The organism is Pseudomonas sp. 67(2021) (genome assembly GCF_017491835.1).
Taxonomy (GTDB): domain Bacteria; phylum Pseudomonadota; class Gammaproteobacteria; order Pseudomonadales; family Pseudomonadaceae; genus Aquipseudomonas; species Aquipseudomonas atacamensis.
In genome coordinates this window covers 132640-146926 of sequence record NZ_JAFGYL010000002.1, presented here as the reverse complement: position 1 = coordinate 146926, position 14287 = coordinate 132640, and the positions used below count along the sequence as shown (strand labels likewise).

General features: G+C 59.5%; 15 protein-coding genes. 11 read left to right on the top strand and 4 right to left on the bottom strand.

Annotation, left to right across the window (positions count from 1 at the left end; all coding sequences use genetic code 11):
- Window positions 1–49: 49 nt before the first annotated feature.
- A complete protein-coding gene (locus J5M66_RS04275; protein WP_207807275.1) occupies window positions 50–814 on the bottom strand; it encodes an SDR family NAD(P)-dependent oxidoreductase in 765 nt (254 codons plus the stop codon).
- Window positions 815–929: 115 nt separating this feature from the next.
- Between J5M66_RS04275 and J5M66_RS04270 the strand changes: the two genes are divergently transcribed.
- The 4 genes from J5M66_RS04270 to J5M66_RS04255 all read left to right on the top strand — a co-directional run bounded on the left by J5M66_RS04270 (window position 930) and on the right by J5M66_RS04255 (window position 5006).
- Window positions 930–1874: a GlxA family transcriptional regulator gene (locus J5M66_RS04270; RefSeq protein ID WP_024012550.1), complete on the top strand. Its 945-nt coding sequence runs from the start codon at window positions 930–932 to the stop codon at window positions 1872–1874.
- 436 nt (window positions 1875–2310) lie between these two features.
- Window positions 2311–2670, top strand: coding sequence for a DUF6124 family protein (locus J5M66_RS04265; RefSeq protein WP_207807274.1), 360 nt, complete (start codon window positions 2311–2313; stop codon window positions 2668–2670).
- A gap of 138 nt (window positions 2671–2808) precedes the next feature.
- Window positions 2809–4350: a DUF2235 domain-containing protein gene (locus tag J5M66_RS04260; RefSeq protein WP_207807273.1), complete on the top strand. Its 1542-nt coding sequence runs from the start codon at window positions 2809–2811 to the stop codon at window positions 4348–4350.
- Window positions 4350–5006: a DUF2931 family protein gene (locus tag J5M66_RS04255; protein ID WP_024012553.1), complete on the top strand. Its 657-nt coding sequence runs from the start codon at window positions 4350–4352 to the stop codon at window positions 5004–5006. Before J5M66_RS04260 ends, J5M66_RS04255 begins: the two co-directional genes overlap by 1 nt.
- 75 nt (window positions 5007–5081) lie before the next feature.
- Here J5M66_RS04255 and J5M66_RS04250 read toward each other — a convergent pair whose 3' ends face one another.
- Together J5M66_RS04250 and J5M66_RS04245 are read right to left on the bottom strand one after the other, a co-directional pair.
- Window positions 5082–6041, bottom strand: a complete 960-nt coding sequence (locus tag J5M66_RS04250) for a DMT family transporter (protein ID WP_207807272.1) — start codon at window positions 6039–6041, stop codon at window positions 5082–5084.
- A gap of 168 nt (window positions 6042–6209) precedes the next feature.
- Window positions 6210–7136, bottom strand: coding sequence for a LysR family transcriptional regulator (locus tag J5M66_RS04245; protein WP_207807271.1), 927 nt, complete (start codon window positions 7134–7136; stop codon window positions 6210–6212).
- A gap of 112 nt (window positions 7137–7248) precedes the next feature.
- Between J5M66_RS04245 and J5M66_RS04240 the strand changes: the two genes are divergently transcribed.
- From J5M66_RS04240 to J5M66_RS04210, 7 genes are all read left to right on the top strand, one after another.
- A complete protein-coding gene (locus J5M66_RS04240; RefSeq protein WP_024012556.1) occupies window positions 7249–8001 on the top strand; it encodes a 3-oxoacyl-ACP reductase family protein in 753 nt (250 codons plus the stop codon).
- Between the two features lie 7 nt (window positions 8002–8008).
- The gene (locus tag J5M66_RS04235; RefSeq protein WP_207807457.1) at window positions 8009–8605 is read left to right on the top strand and encodes an NADPH-dependent F420 reductase; all 597 of its coding nucleotides are present in this window, start codon (window positions 8009–8011) and stop codon (window positions 8603–8605) included.
- 82 nt (window positions 8606–8687) lie between these two features.
- Window positions 8688–9053: a nuclear transport factor 2 family protein gene (locus J5M66_RS04230; RefSeq protein WP_207807270.1), complete on the top strand. Its 366-nt coding sequence runs from the start codon at window positions 8688–8690 to the stop codon at window positions 9051–9053.
- Between the two features lie 107 nt (window positions 9054–9160).
- Window positions 9161–9463 (top strand): metalloregulator ArsR/SmtB family transcription factor, encoded by a 303-nt coding sequence (locus J5M66_RS04225; RefSeq protein WP_024012559.1) that lies wholly within the window; start codon window positions 9161–9163, stop codon window positions 9461–9463.
- Between the two features lie 63 nt (window positions 9464–9526).
- Window positions 9527–10501 (top strand): zinc-dependent alcohol dehydrogenase family protein, encoded by a 975-nt coding sequence (locus tag J5M66_RS04220; RefSeq protein ID WP_024012560.1) that lies wholly within the window; start codon window positions 9527–9529, stop codon window positions 10499–10501.
- Between the two features lie 28 nt (window positions 10502–10529).
- Window positions 10530–10871, top strand: a complete 342-nt coding sequence (locus tag J5M66_RS04215; protein WP_125926084.1) for an antibiotic biosynthesis monooxygenase — start codon at window positions 10530–10532, stop codon at window positions 10869–10871.
- Window positions 10872–11050: 179 nt separating this feature from the next.
- Complete coding sequence (locus tag J5M66_RS04210; protein WP_197891961.1) at window positions 11051–12196, top strand: sensor histidine kinase; 1146 nt, start codon at window positions 11051–11053, stop codon at window positions 12194–12196.
- Window positions 12197–12235: 39 nt separating this feature from the next.
- Here J5M66_RS04210 and J5M66_RS04205 read toward each other — a convergent pair whose 3' ends face one another.
- Window positions 12236–14092 (bottom strand): ABC transporter ATP-binding protein, encoded by a 1857-nt coding sequence (locus tag J5M66_RS04205; RefSeq protein ID WP_207807269.1) that lies wholly within the window; start codon window positions 14090–14092, stop codon window positions 12236–12238.
- Between the last annotated feature and the right edge of the window lie 195 nt (window positions 14093–14287).

Here is a 14287-nt window from a genome sequence, read left to right as displayed (position 1 = left end):
AACAGCCAGGCTACCCGGGCATTGAGCCCGGGTGTTTCTGTCGGTGAGTTCAGGCCACCGGAATAGGATTTTCCAGCAGCGACAGGTTGAATTGCTCGATCAACCCGTGCTCGTTCGCGCCCTGGTTGGCTCGCAGCGGCAAGACTCGATCAACCAGCACTTCGGTGGTGGCGGTTTCCAGCTTGATCAGGGTTTCCTCGATAAACTCGCCCAGCGGCATGGCGCGCTCGTCGCCGCTCTTGTGAATCAGGTCGGTATCAACCCAAGGCGGCGCGATTTCCAGGACCTTGACGCTGGTGTCGCGCAGCATGAAACGCTGCGACAGCGAGTAGGAATGGATAGCCGCTTTGGTCGCTGAATACAGCGCCGTGGTCGCCAGCGGCAGGTAGGCCAGCACCGAGCTGTTGTTGATGATGTAGGCCTCGGGCTGGCGCTTGAGGTGTTCGACGAACGCCGCGCTGACGCGCACTGGGCCGAGCAGGTTGGTCTGCAACAGACCGACGGCCTGTTCATCGTTGAAGTCGCCGGAACCCGCGTTGTCGAAGGGCATGATCCCGGCGTTGTTGATGATTACGTTCAACGACGGATGGCGGCGGATGACTTCGGCGGCGACGTCCTTGATCTGCTGCGCATCGTTGATGTCCAGCTGCACGGTGTCGATGCCCGGATTCGCTTGGGCAATCTCTGCCAGCAGGGTCTGGCGACGACCAGCGATGATGACCTTGTTGCCGCGCTGATGCAGGGCCTCGGCCAGTGCGCGGCCGATGCCGGAAGTGCCGCCGGTGATTAAGATCGTGTTGGCTTCAAGTTTCATGAGCTGCGTCCCGCGAGTGGATTGATTGGTATGCAAGCCATGATGGAGAAAACCTGCTCCGACCTGAATGACGTATGTGGTAGTGTTTCAGGACATTCAAAAACGGAGCGCGACCATGCATCGAGTCGGCTATCTGCTCACGGAAGGTTTTCAGGTCATGGCGCTGGCGACCCAGTCGGTGTTCGAGTTCGCCAACATCGTCACCGGCAAAGCCGTGTACAAGGTGCAGAACTTTTCCCAGGCCGGCGGCATCGTCAGCTCCTCGCTGGGCTTGCACGTCGATACGTTGCCACTGACGCAGGCGGGGCTGGCCGACAGTTGGCTGGTGGCTGGCACGCTGACACCGCTGACGCCGCCCGGTGCTGACGTGCTGCACAGCGTGCGCGGGCTCGCCGACGGCGCACGCCGCGTGGCCGGCATCTGCACCGGCTCGTTCGTACTGGCGCAGGCCGGAGTGCTGGATAACCGCCGCGTGACCACGCACTGGGCGTTCGCCCCGGCGCTGCGCAGGATGCATCCCTCGGTGAATGTCGAGGACGACCGCATCTTTATCATCGACGGCCCGGTGTGGACATCGGCGGGCATGACCGCTGGTGTCGACATGGCGCTGGGTATGGTCGAGAAGGATCTGGGCAGCGAAATCGCCCGCTCGGTCGCCCATCGACTGGTGATGCATCAGCGTAGATCTGGAGGGCAGTCGCAGCATTCGGAATTGCTGTCGCTGTCGCCCAAATCCGACCGCATTCAGAGTGCGCTGGATTACGCGCGCAAGCACCTCAATCGCCCGCTGAGCGTCGAAGAACTGGCCGAAGTGGTGCACCTGAGTCCGCGGCAATTCACCCGCGTGTTCACCGCCGAAACCGGCCAGTCTCCAGCCAAGGCGATAGAGAGCCTAAGGCTGGAAGCAGCGCGTTTGCTGATCGAGCAAAGCAGTCACAGTCTGGATGTGGTTGCCAGAGAAACCGGGTTTCGTGACCGCCGGCACATGCGCGAGGTGTTCATGCGCGGCTTTGGCGTGCCGCCGCAGGCGGTACGGCGGGATTCGCGGCGGATGGTGTGAGGCTCGTGTTGGTTAATCAACGTCCCAATACCAAGGAGCGAGCCTGCTCGAGATGACGTCAGCTCATTCACCACTACATAAACAGAAAACCCTCAGCCCGTTTAAACAGTAACTCCAGCCTTAAGCAAACGGCTACGACGCCTTGCGCCATTCCCTACGACTACGCCAGAATCCGCCGGCTTGTGCGTCTGCCGTTCCCTCCGTAACTTGATTCCTGTCACTGCTCATCAGTGATCGGGTCTGCAAGCCCGTCGGAATCAGTCGCATAGCCCTGCCAAAGGACACTTGTTCGTGTCCGCTCAACGGCGGCTTTGTGCGGGAGACCTTCGGGTCTGCCGGGTTCCTGATTTCCCGGTCTTGCAGACCCGCACACAGCTGCCACCCATCATCTGCAAGTGATGTTGGTAGCTCCAGACGAATAATCAGGAGTTTCACCATGTTCAAAGTCACACCCAATCCCCTAACCACCGACCCCGCATCGCCCTACGAATCCAGCGCCTCGAAAAAGCTTCACGAAGCCGCCGAACGCGCCCTCGATCACTACCTCGGCCCGGCAGACATCCTGGCCAGCACCAACACCCCGGAACAGATGTTCCTCGCCAACCCGAAATACGACACCGAGTCCCTGCTGGCCAATGCCAGCGAATCCCTCGGCTCGGCCACCACCATGCTCTACGACTTCGCCGCGCTGCTCGACAACCCGCGCCGCAAAACCCTGCTAGGCATCGCTCAGGTCGTCATGCTTGGCGAGATCGCGGTAAATCAGGCTTTGGATAAAGTCGAAATAGTCAAATGACCCGCAATGCGACGAGCGCAAAACCTCGTCGCAATCCCCGGGCGCGCCATGGCTGGCACACGGCCACGGCTTGCACCACCCGGGCTCGACTGTCACCCTTCGGGCCGTTCTTCAAGGATCAGAACAAGGAATCAAGGATTGAGTGGTTACGTTCCAAACCCGCCGAAAAACTACCGCTACGAACAAGCCAAACCCGTCGACCTACACGCCCAGCATTGGGCCGAGTATGAGAAACACGGTAAAGAGCCCGCGCGCGAGCCTGAGAAGATAGGCATTGCGTTGAGGATCGGGGTTTTCTTTGATGGCACAGGCAACAATGCGAACAACTCTGCTGCGGGGTTGTTGTGCGGTGCTCAGCATCCGATTGCGCCTGAGGATATACCAGCTAGCTGTATGCCTTATATGAGTTATCCGGATAGTAGTTATGGTAACGATGTCAGCAATGTAAAAAAGCTGAGTGACCTGTACGACGCCATGCCTGAGGCAATAGGAGAGGGCACTCAGAAGAGCGCTTCTCGCGTTGTTTATGTCGAGGGTATCGGAACGCGATCCGGCGAAGAAGACAGCAAGTTCGGTGCAGGCACTGGTCGGGGGGGAACCGGTGTAGCCAGCAAAGTCGAATCCTCATTTCCGAGCATTCAACAAGCTATCAGCCGAGCTCTGATCGATAATCCTGGTAGTGAAATCACATCTTTGAAATTTGATGTGTTCGGCTTCAGTCGCGGCGCGGCTGCTGCGCGGCATTTTGCCAATGAGGTCGTCCGCACTAGCCGCGGCCCACTTGGCACTGTGCTAAGAAACTTGCCACGCGCTTTCAGTCCAAAATTCAACGATCAATACCAAGGTGACATCGACATAGGCTTCATCGGCTTGTTCGACACAGTCCCGTCGATAGCTGGTTGGTCCAATGTCGGAAATATCAAAAGCCCAATCGCGACCGGCATAAAACTTTATCTCGACCGTCGTTTCTTTACCGATGTGGTTCAGCTATCAGCGCGCGATGAATGCAGGGCCAACTTCGCACTGAGTCGTGTCAAAGCTGACCATTTGGAAATTACGCTACCGGGGGTACATTCGGATATCGGCGGAGGCTATCTCGAAAGCGCCCAAGAGTGTGTACTGGTAAGCCCCATGCAAACGCTGGTTGTATCCTTAAACACCGACGTCAAAGCGACGTCAATCTATCGCGATGCACTTGATGCACAAAGCCAATGGATGGCCAAAGGTTGGCCTAAGGCCATGCTGGAAATAGTGACGCCTGAAGCATCGTTGATCCCTAATGAACCTCGGGATCGGCTCAGTCGTACTCAAAAGCGTGTTTATGCTGCTCTTCAGCTCAAGCGCCCGGTGAGCGGCATGCTCTCCAGAGTGTATTTGCGATTGATGCATCGCTTGGCGAAAGAAAAGGGTGCCCGCTTCAACGACATTCCAGATACTCCGGATTTAACGATTCCGGCAGAGCTTCAAGCGTTGTGCGATAGATTTTTGGCTGGAAATTACAGCGTTACAGCGCAGGAAAACGAATTGCTGAAATTAAAGTACATTCACACCTCCGCCAACTGGAACCATCCATTAGGACGAACAGACGGAGGCGGAATAAACGCGGTTTACATCAATGCACCAACTCAAGACTCCATCCGAGTGCAACATCCACACGTACCTGACTGGACGCTCTGGTGATGAAGATTTATGTAACCATCTTGTTTGCACTCTTTATGTCTGGCTGCCAATCCGCTGATCCGCTGTCCGCCGAATCCGACCCCAAATCGAGTGCATGGGAGCTCGCCTTCACTGAACCGTACTACATGAAGGTATGGGTAGAAGACAGCGCTGTTGAAGACATCAACGGCAAGTTATATCGACGCACCGGATCGGGAACTGCAGCAGGTGGCGAACCGGAAACCGGTGAAGAATCCGCTCGAGGTTGGCATGCGGTTGGCGCTGCTGCAAAACCGGTGATTGGTGCCGACTTGCCCAAACGTATTTATGTGCGCTGGCAGTCTATTGCCGAATCACAGACCTATCGGGTCTGGATAGATGTGCCGGAAGAAGCCAGGCAACTGATGGCGGCATCGGTTAATCAAAGATGTCCTGAAACTCCGGATGAACAAGCCAGCTATAGCGCCTCGATTTATTTGGGACTGGCGCCCGGAGGCGTCGTGCAGGTGTTTGTTCGCGATGCCTGTCATCGCCCCGTCAAAGTAGCCAGGGCCAAGGCTGAAATCGAGCCGTTGGGACCTAGCCAAGGGAAGAACGAAGGACGCTATGCTTATCCTGTAAGTGAAAAGGCCAAGCGGTATATCGACAAATACGGCATCCCTTACGGTAGTTGGTAACTGGCGTGCCTTGGCATGCAATTGCCACCTTTATCGGAGGCAATTGCGATGCTGCTGATGCGCTACTACACCCCCTCAAACCTCAGCCTTCACCCCAACCTTCACCGGCGCTTGGCGATACGTCAGCAAAACAATCCCGCTCACCACAATCACGCCACCGATGATCTGCCCTCTGCTGAGCATTTGATCCAGCACAATCCAGCCCATCAACAATGTCGCCAGTGGTTCGATATTCATCACCGGGGCGTTGCGTGGCATGTCCAGTCGGGGCACGGAAATGAACAACACAACGAAGCCGGTCCCATAGAGCACGACAAGCGTGGCAAGGGCCAGCCAGCCGGTTGAAGTGGCGGGGAGGTTGAGTCCGCCGGGGAGGGCGCCGGTCAAGCCGGCCAGGTTGACGCTGCTGAAGACGATGAAGATGGTCAGCAGGCTGCGCACCGAGCCGCGCACTTGCGACAGTTTGTGGTCGGTGATCCACAGCGCGCAGGCGAAGACGCTGGCGGCGCAGAAGGCGAGTGCGACGCCCAGTAGCCATTCCGGGCCGACGCTCGCGCTGTCTGATAGACGTCCGGGAACGTCCAGCACGAACACCAGCCCGACGAGAATCAAGCCCATCAACATCGCGGTGCGCGCGCTTGGTCGTGGGCCGCCCAGCGCCCAGGTCAGCAAGGCGAGCAGGATCGGAAACACGTTGGCCACCAGCAGCGCCAAAGCGACCGGGACCCGTGCTACGGCGGAATACAGACACAGACTCTGCGCAGTAATCAGCAGGCCCAACAACAGTTGCCAACGCCAGGCGCCCGTCGGCAGGCGCAGGCTTTGCCGCTGCCACAGGACGAGAATGGCCAGCACCAGCAAGGTCCCGCCCGAGCGCATCAGAATTGCCAGCAGCACACCCGCGCCGTCATCAAAAGCCACCCGTGCCGCGACGTGGTTGCCGGCGAAGGCACAACCCATGCACAACAGAATGATCACGGCGAGATAACGGGGGAAGGGCGGGGGGACGGTTGGCGCAAACTCAGGACGGGACATGGCAGATCTCAAAAATGATAGCCACTCGGGGTGGCTCAGGTTTTTATTATGTTGTCGTACAACTGCCCGATTTGTACCGTAATCGAGCAGACGCGGCAAGCTCGAAAGGCTTGAATAAACGCTTGGGCGTGATGGTGGTTGAGTTTTAGAGGTCGTATAACTTGCCTTTTAAGCCCGAGCATCGAAAAGAGCGGCCCACCCATCCTCTCGAGCCTGACCGACCAGAAAATCAACAAAAGCCCGGGTTTTGGCCGGCAGCAGTTTCTGGCTGGAAAAGTACAAATAGATCTGCCCCGCATCGACATGCCAACCCGGCAAAACCCTTTCCAGCGTGCCGTCCTGCAGATAAGGCAGCACATCCGGAACCGCCAACAGCGCAACCCCCAATCCCAAGCGCGCGCACTGACACAGCGCTTGCGGATCGTTGACCAACAGGCGCGGCGCCAACTCCAGCGGTGCTCGTTGCCCGTCGGGGCCTTGCAGCATCCAGCTGCGCACCTTGCCGGTCTGCACCGAGCGCATGGCCAGATGATCCAGCGTCGCCAGCTCTTCGATGTGCCGGATGCGCTTGTGTGCCGAGAGGTATTCCTTCGATGCCACCAGAATCAGATGCGCCGGGGCAATGGCCCTGGCCACCACACCTTGCGCCAGCTCGATGCCGCCACCGATGGCCGCATCAAACCCGTCCGCGATGAGATCGACCTGGCGATTGTCGACGTGCCATTCAGGGGTCACGGCGGGGTATTGCTTGAGAAACTCGGGCATCAGTGGCAACAGAAAATCCCTGGCGAAACCGGGTGCTGCGCTCAGACGCAAAAGCCCTGAAGGCTCTCCGGCATTGCCGGCCACGTCGGCAATCGCCGCTTGAACACTCTCCAGTCCCGAACCGACGTTGGCCAGAAAGCGTTCTCCCGCTTCGGTCAGCGTGAGTTTGCGCGTGCTGCGCTGAAACAAGCGTACGCCGAGGTTGGCCTCCAGTTGCGCGACATTGCGACTGACCGCCGCGGGAGTCAGGCCCAGGCGCCGCGCCGCCGCAGAGAAGCTTCCCGCCTCGGCGCTGCGCACGAATGAGAGCAAATTGCCTAAGGTTTCCATCTGCGCACCTTCAACGAATAATTGAAAGTGATTCTAGTGGGCTTCCACTACTGGTGGAAGATCAAAAGGCGTTTCATAGCCTCATCAACTCCAACCACCCAGAGGCTCGACCATGAACACTTCCACGCTTCCACTGACCGGCAAAATCGCCATCGTGACCGGTGGCTCACGCAGCATCGGCGCAGCAATCGCCGAGCGACTCGCGGCAGATGGCGCCACCGTCGCTATCACCTACAACGCATCGCCAGATCGCGCCGCAGCGGTCGTGCAGGAAATCGTCGCGGCGGGCGGCCAGGCTGTGGCGCTGGCGGCCGATGCGGGCAATCCCGAGGCTGTACGTGCAGCGATTGCCGAGGTTGCACAGCGTTTTGGCAAGATCGACATTCTGGTGAACAACGCTGGTATCAGCCTGCTCGGTGCCCCCGAGGACATCGCCTTTGAGGACTTTCAACGCATCCTTGCGGTGAACGTGACCGGCGTCTTCGTCGCCACTCAGCAAGCGCTCAAACACATGGGGCAGGGCGGTCGCATCATTCACATCGGCAGCTCGATGGTGCAATACGCTGCGTTCGCTACCGCCTCCGTCTACACCCTGAGCAAAGGTGCGCTGACCGGTTTCAGTCGTGGACTGGTGCGCGATCTTGGGCCGCGCGGCATCACTGTGAACACCGTCCATCCCGGCCCGACCGACAGCGACATGAACCCGGCCGACGGACCTATTGCGGACTTCCTACGCCCGAACATCGCCATGGGGCGGTACGGCGAGGGCAAGGATGTCGCCAGTGCGGTGGCGTACCTGGCCAGTGCGGACGCCGGGTTTGTCACCGGTGCAGAATTAATCGTCGACGGCGGCTTCACAGCGTAAGGAGAGCATCATGACTATCAGCATCATTGGTACAGGCTCCATCGGCACCGCCATCGCTCGGTTGCTCGTCAACGCAGGCCTGCCGGTCAGTCTGGCCAACAGCCGTGGGCCGCAGAGCCTTGCCGGTTTGGTCGACGAATTGGGTCCACTCGCACAAGCGGTGACGGCTCAGCAAGCCAGTCAGGCGGACATTGTTTTTCTGGCGGTGAACTGGTCGAAGATCCCCGACGCGGTACGCGATCTCGGGCCTTGGAATGGACGTATCGTGATCGACGCCAACAACCCGATCGAGGCACCACTGTTCAAGCCGTTCGATCTGGGCGGCCAGCCGTCTTCGCAAGTGGTGGCGCAGATGCTGCCCGGTGCGCACGTGGTCAAGGCCTTCAACCATTTGCTCGCGGCTCTGCTGAGCGATCCCTCCGCCGAGGGCGGCAAGCGGGTGCTGTTTTATTCCGGTGAAGATGCCGCGAGCAAAACCAAAGTTGCAGAGCTGATTACTCAACTGGGTTTTTACGGCATCGACCTGGGCGGTGTGCAGCAGGGAATGCTTGCACAGTTCCCGGGCGGACCGCTGCCAGCCTTGAACCTGGTCAAACATGGTTGACCGCTGAGCCCGGGCAACCGGGCTTCACATACCAATCGAGGATTCAAAAATGTCTGGCTCAGATTCGCGAAATATCAATGAGGTGGAAAACTACGACGCCTTGCTGCGGGCCAACCTGCAGCGCGTGTTCAACGAGCGCGATGCACAGAAGCGCATTGCGGCGGTGCAGGAGCTTTTTGCAGACACACCGACGATGTACGAACCGACTGGCATCGTCACCGGGCGGGCGGCGATTTCAGAGGTGGCCGGTGCGTTGCTGGATCAGTTCGGGGCGGACTTCGCTTTTGTTCCCGAGGGGCCGGCGGTTGGGCATCATGGCTTGGGTTACCTGCGCTGGCATGCGGGCCTGAGCGCTGGGTCAACTGTTGTCAGCGGTGTCGACGTGGCGGAAATCAGCGAAGGGAAAATCGTGCGGTTGTGGGTGTTGCTGGATGCGCCCCAAGGCTGAGCCGCACGGCAGGGTGGCAAATCGGATCCCGTTGCCGCCTGTCGCCGACTGCCAATCAGATCAATATCGCGCATTGACATATCGAAAAATCTCGATATCCTCGGCGCATGGAACTGATCGAAATCTTCAAAGCCCTCTCGAACCCGACGCGCCTCAAGATCCTTGAAGGCCTGAAGGATCCCGTCAAGAATTTCCCCCCGCAGGATGAGGGTGACGTTCTCGTCGAGGGTGTCTGCGTCAGCAGCATCCAGGAAGGTATCGGCCTGTCGCAGTCTACGGTGTCGAGTTACCTGGCCACGTTGCAGCGAGTGGGGCTGGTTGAGGTGCGGCGCATCGGTCAATGGACCTACTACAAACGCAATGAGGCTGCTATCAGCGCGCTTGCAGAGATCATAGGGAAAGAGCTGTAAATTTTTTCACTCTAGTATATCGAGAATTCTCGATATCCCTCTTTATCGATACGAGGTTTTGCCATGAAAGCGATGATTTTGAAATCCTTCGGCGGTCCTGATTCGTTCGAACTCAGCGACGTTCCAAAACCGGTTCCGCAAGCGGGCCAAGTGCTGGTCCGAGTGCACGCTACTTCCATCAATCCGCTGGATTATCAGGTTCGGCGCGGTGACTATCCCGACCTGGTGCCGCTGCCAGCCATTACCGGTCACGACGTGTCGGGCGTGGTTGAAGCCATCGGGCCGGGCGTCAGCGCTTTCGCGCCGGGCGACGAGGTCTGGTACACCCCGCAGATATTCGACGGGCAGGGCAGTTATGCCGAGTACCACGTGGCTGCCGAAAGCATCATCGCCAGAAAGCCTGCCGCGCTGAGCCACCTCGAGGCGGCCAGTCTGAGTCTGGTCGGCGGTACGGTTTGGGAAGCGCTGACCGTGCGCGCCGTGCTCCGCGTTGGCGAAAGCATTCTGATCCACGGCGGCGCGGGCGGGGTCGGCCATGTGGCGATTCAGGTGGCCAAAGCCATGGGCGCCAGAGTGTTCACCACCGTGCGCGAGGCCAACGCCGACTTCGTCCGCAGCCTGGGTGCCGACGTGGTGATCGATTACACCCAAGAGGACTACGTCGAAGCGATCATGCGCGAAACCGCCGGGCATGGCGTTGATGTGGTGTTCGACACCATCGGCGGCGATACCCTGTCTCGCAGTGCCGACGCGCTTGCCCAGCTTGGCCGTGTGGTCTCGATCGTCGACATCGCGCAGCCACAAAACCTCGTTCAGGCCTGGGGCAAGAACGCCAGCTACCACTTCGTTTTCACCCGGCAGAATCGCGGCAAGCTCGATGAACTGAGCGCGTTGGTCGAGCGCGGCCAGTTGCGGCCCCATGTTGGCGCGGTCTATTCCCTCGCCGACATCCCGCTCGCCCACGCTCGACTGGAGAGCGCCAACAACGGTCTGCTGGGAAAAATCGCCATCGCCGTCGAGCCTTCACTCATCGTCTGAATCCGCTCACTGATTTTGGAGAAACATCATGGTTTACGAGATCGCTGTGCTGCCCGTTCACCCGCATCAGACTGAAGCCTTCCGACGCGCATTTGCCGAAGTCGAACCGTTGCTCACCCGCGCCAAGGGATATGGCGGCCACATGCTGGCGCAAGGTATTGAAACCCCCGAGCAATTCAATTTGATCGTGCGCTGGCAATCGCTTGAGGATCACTCGCCGGGGTTTGAAGAAAGCGAAGACCACCAGCGCTTCATGCTGGGGCTGGAGGATTACTTTTCGGCAGAACCGAGGGTCTATCACATTGAGGGTGGTGCTTTTCCGGGTGGCGACTTGAGCGTTGCGGGCAGCAGCTCAAGCACAGGGAGTTGAGTGTTCTGATAGCTTTCGTCACAAGCGGCTGCTGCCGATTCTCCCCCCGCGTTGAACCACTGCAATGATGGTAGGCTGCACGAGGTCAGCCGTACCTTCTGTACTCCTGAGTTTGTTCTTTTACTGTCTGCGCCGGCGCGCCTGTCGGCGCAGATGGATTTCCTCTATGGATTACAGCCATGCGCCTGCCAGATTTCATTCTCGAAAACCTAGAGCCGATCCTGCAGGCCTGGGAAGATTTCGCCCGCACCATCGAAACGCCGGGGGTAGAGCTCGATAACGTCGCGCTGCGCGATCACGCCGAGCAGATGTTGCGCGCCATCGTCATCGATCTGCGGACCAAGCAGACCATGAGCGAACAAATCGCCAAAGCCCAGGGCCAGGCGCCGCGCGACGATGAAGAAACGGCTGCGGAAACCCACGCGGTGACGCGGCTGATGGCCGGTTTTACCATCGATCAGATGGTGTCGGAATACCGCGCGCTGCGCACCAGTGTGCTGACCCAATGGCTGCGTCAGGTCAAGGATGGCAAATCAGTGAATGTCGACGACATGACGCGCTTCCACGAAGCCATCGATCAGGCGCTGGCCGAGTCGATTGCCAGCTACTCGCGCGCCGTCGAGGCGTCGCGCAACGTGTTTCTGGGGATTCTCGGCCATGACTTGCGCACGCCGCTGGGGGCGATTCTGCTCGGTGCGGATATGTTGCGTCGTACCGAAGCCACCGACCCGCGCACCGGCAAAGTGGCCAGGCAGATCTACGCCAGCGTGCAGCGCGCCAGCCAGATCGTGGGCGACCTGCTGGATCTGACGCGTTGCCAGATGGGGCCGGGGATTCCGGTGAAAAAATCCCTGATCGATCTCAGCCCTGTGTGCGAGCGGGTGATCGAGGAAATCCGCGCCTTTCATCCGCAGGCCAACGTGCGGTTCGATGCGACGGAAGCGGTGATGGGAGCGTTCGATGGCGCCAGGATGGAACAGGTGTTTTCCAACATCATCAGCAATGCGGTGACCCACGGCGATAATCAGTTTCCGGTTACGGTTGCACTGGAAGCTCGGGAGGATTGCGCGGTGTTGACAGTGCACAACGGCGGGGAGCCGATTCCGGAAGATGTGTTGCCGTTCATCTTCAACCCGATGGGGCGGTTCTCGCAGCGCTCCGTGGTTGATCACGGGCCCGTTGCCGGGCTGGGTCTGGGCCTGTTCATCGCCTCGGAAATCGTCGCCTCGCATGCCGGCTCGATCGAGGTCAGCTCTGACCTGAAGGGCGGAACCGTGTTTCGCGTAAAGCTTCCGGTGGATGCCGAAAGCCCCGTCACCATCTAGGCCAATCGATGGAGGGCCGGCCCCGGCCCTCCAGCCTGATCACTCCTCCATCACCTCAACCAAACCCCGGTCCTCACCGAGGAACCCGCCGCTCTGGTGCTGCCACAGCCGCGCATAGGTGCCGTTCTTCTCGAGCAATTGCGCGTGGGTGCCTTGTTCGATGATGCGGCCTTCGTCCATGACGATCAGCCGGTCCATGGCCGCAATGGTCGACAAGCGGTGGGCGATGGCGATCACGGTTTTGCCCTGCATCATTTCATCGAGGCTTTCCTGAATAGCGACTTCAACCTCGGAATCCAGCGCGCTGGTGGCTTCGTCAAGAAGCAGGATCGGTGCGTTTTTCAGCATCACCCGGGCGATGGCGATGCGTTGGCGCTGCCCGCCGGAGAGCTTGATACCGCGTTCGCCGACCAGCGTGTCGTAGCCGCTGTGGCCCTGCTTGTCGCTCAACTGGCTGATGAAACCATCGGCCTGGGCGTTCACTACCGCGCGATGGATGTCTTCGTCGGTGGCGTCCGGGCGTCCGTAGGCAATGTTGTCGCGGATCGAACGGTGCAACAGCGACGTGTCCTGGGTGACCATGCCGATCACGCTACGCAGACTGTCCTGAGTCACCTCGGCGATGTTCTGCCCATCGATGCGGATCTCGCCGCGATCAACGTCATAGAAGCGCAGCAGCAGGTTGATCAGCGTCGACTTGCCAGCACCGGAGCGGCCGACCAGGCCGATTTTTTCGCCGGGGCGAATATGCAGGGTCAAGCCGTCGAGCACCTGGCGTTCGCCGTTGTAGTTGAAGCTGACATTGTCGAAAACCACTTCGCCGCCGGCCGGCTCCAGCACTTTGGCATCCGGCGCGTCCTGGACTTTCGGGCCGCTGGTCAGGGTGGCCATCCCGTCCTGTACGGTGCCGATGTTTTCGAACAGCGAAGTCATCTGCCACATGATCCAGTGCGACATGCCATTGATGCGCAGCGCCATGGCGGTGATCGCCGCGACGGCGCCGGTGCCGACTTCGCCCTGATGCCACAGCCACAATGCATAACCGCCAGCGCCGAGAATCAACGCCACCACCAGCGCCTGATTGACGATTTCGAACTGACTGACCAGCCGCATCTGGCGGAATCCGGTGAGCTTGAAATCTTCCATTGCCGCACGGGCAAAGTGCGCTTCACGCTTGGAGTGCGAGAACAGTTTGACCGTGGTGATGTTGGTGTAGGCATCGGCAATCCGCCCGGTCATCGACGAGCGCGCATCGGCCTGTTCCTGGCCGACTTTGCCCAGACGCGGCACGAAATACACCATCGCCAGCCCGAACAAAACGATCCACGCCAGAAACGGCAGCATCAGCTTCAGCGCAAAGCCACCGGCCAGCGCTATGATCGCAATGAAGTACACGCCGATGCCGGGGAGAATTTCGATCAGGGTGAACAGCACCTCGCGCACCGACAACGCAGTCTGCATGACCTTGGTCGTCACCCGGCCGGAGAACTCGTCGGAGAAGAACGACAGACTTTGCCGCAGCATCAACCGGTGAAAGTCCCAGCGCAGGCGCAGCGGCAGATTGATCGCGAGGATCTGATGCTGGACCATCGTGCGCAGCGCCACCAGACCAATGCTGACTACCAGCACGATGCCGATGCCCCACAACACGCGGCTTTCCTCATCACCGGCGGCGCCGCCGGATTGCCAGGTCGAGAGCAGATCCACCACTTGCCCAAGGAAAGAAAACAGCCACGCCTCGTAGATCGACACGCTGGCGCTGAGCAGGGCGAAGGCCAGGATGTAACCGCGCGCCCCCCGGGTGCAGGCCCACAAGAAGCGCATCAGGCCGACTGGCGGTGGCGGCGCCTCGTCGGGCGGGAAGGGGTCGAGCCTTTCTTCAAACAGGCGAAGCATTGCGGTCTCCGAAGTGATCAGGGTGTGGGGATTCTGCCATCTATCGGCGTTGTTGCGGGTTTCAGCGTCGTGTTGCAGATAAATGCTTGTGCCTTGTCTTGACCGCAGCCAGGCGCAGAAGCTCAACGCAATCGTGCCAAGCGCAACCTTTCGTCGCTGATCCAGACCCGATGTCGCACGCTCATCAACCTCTTT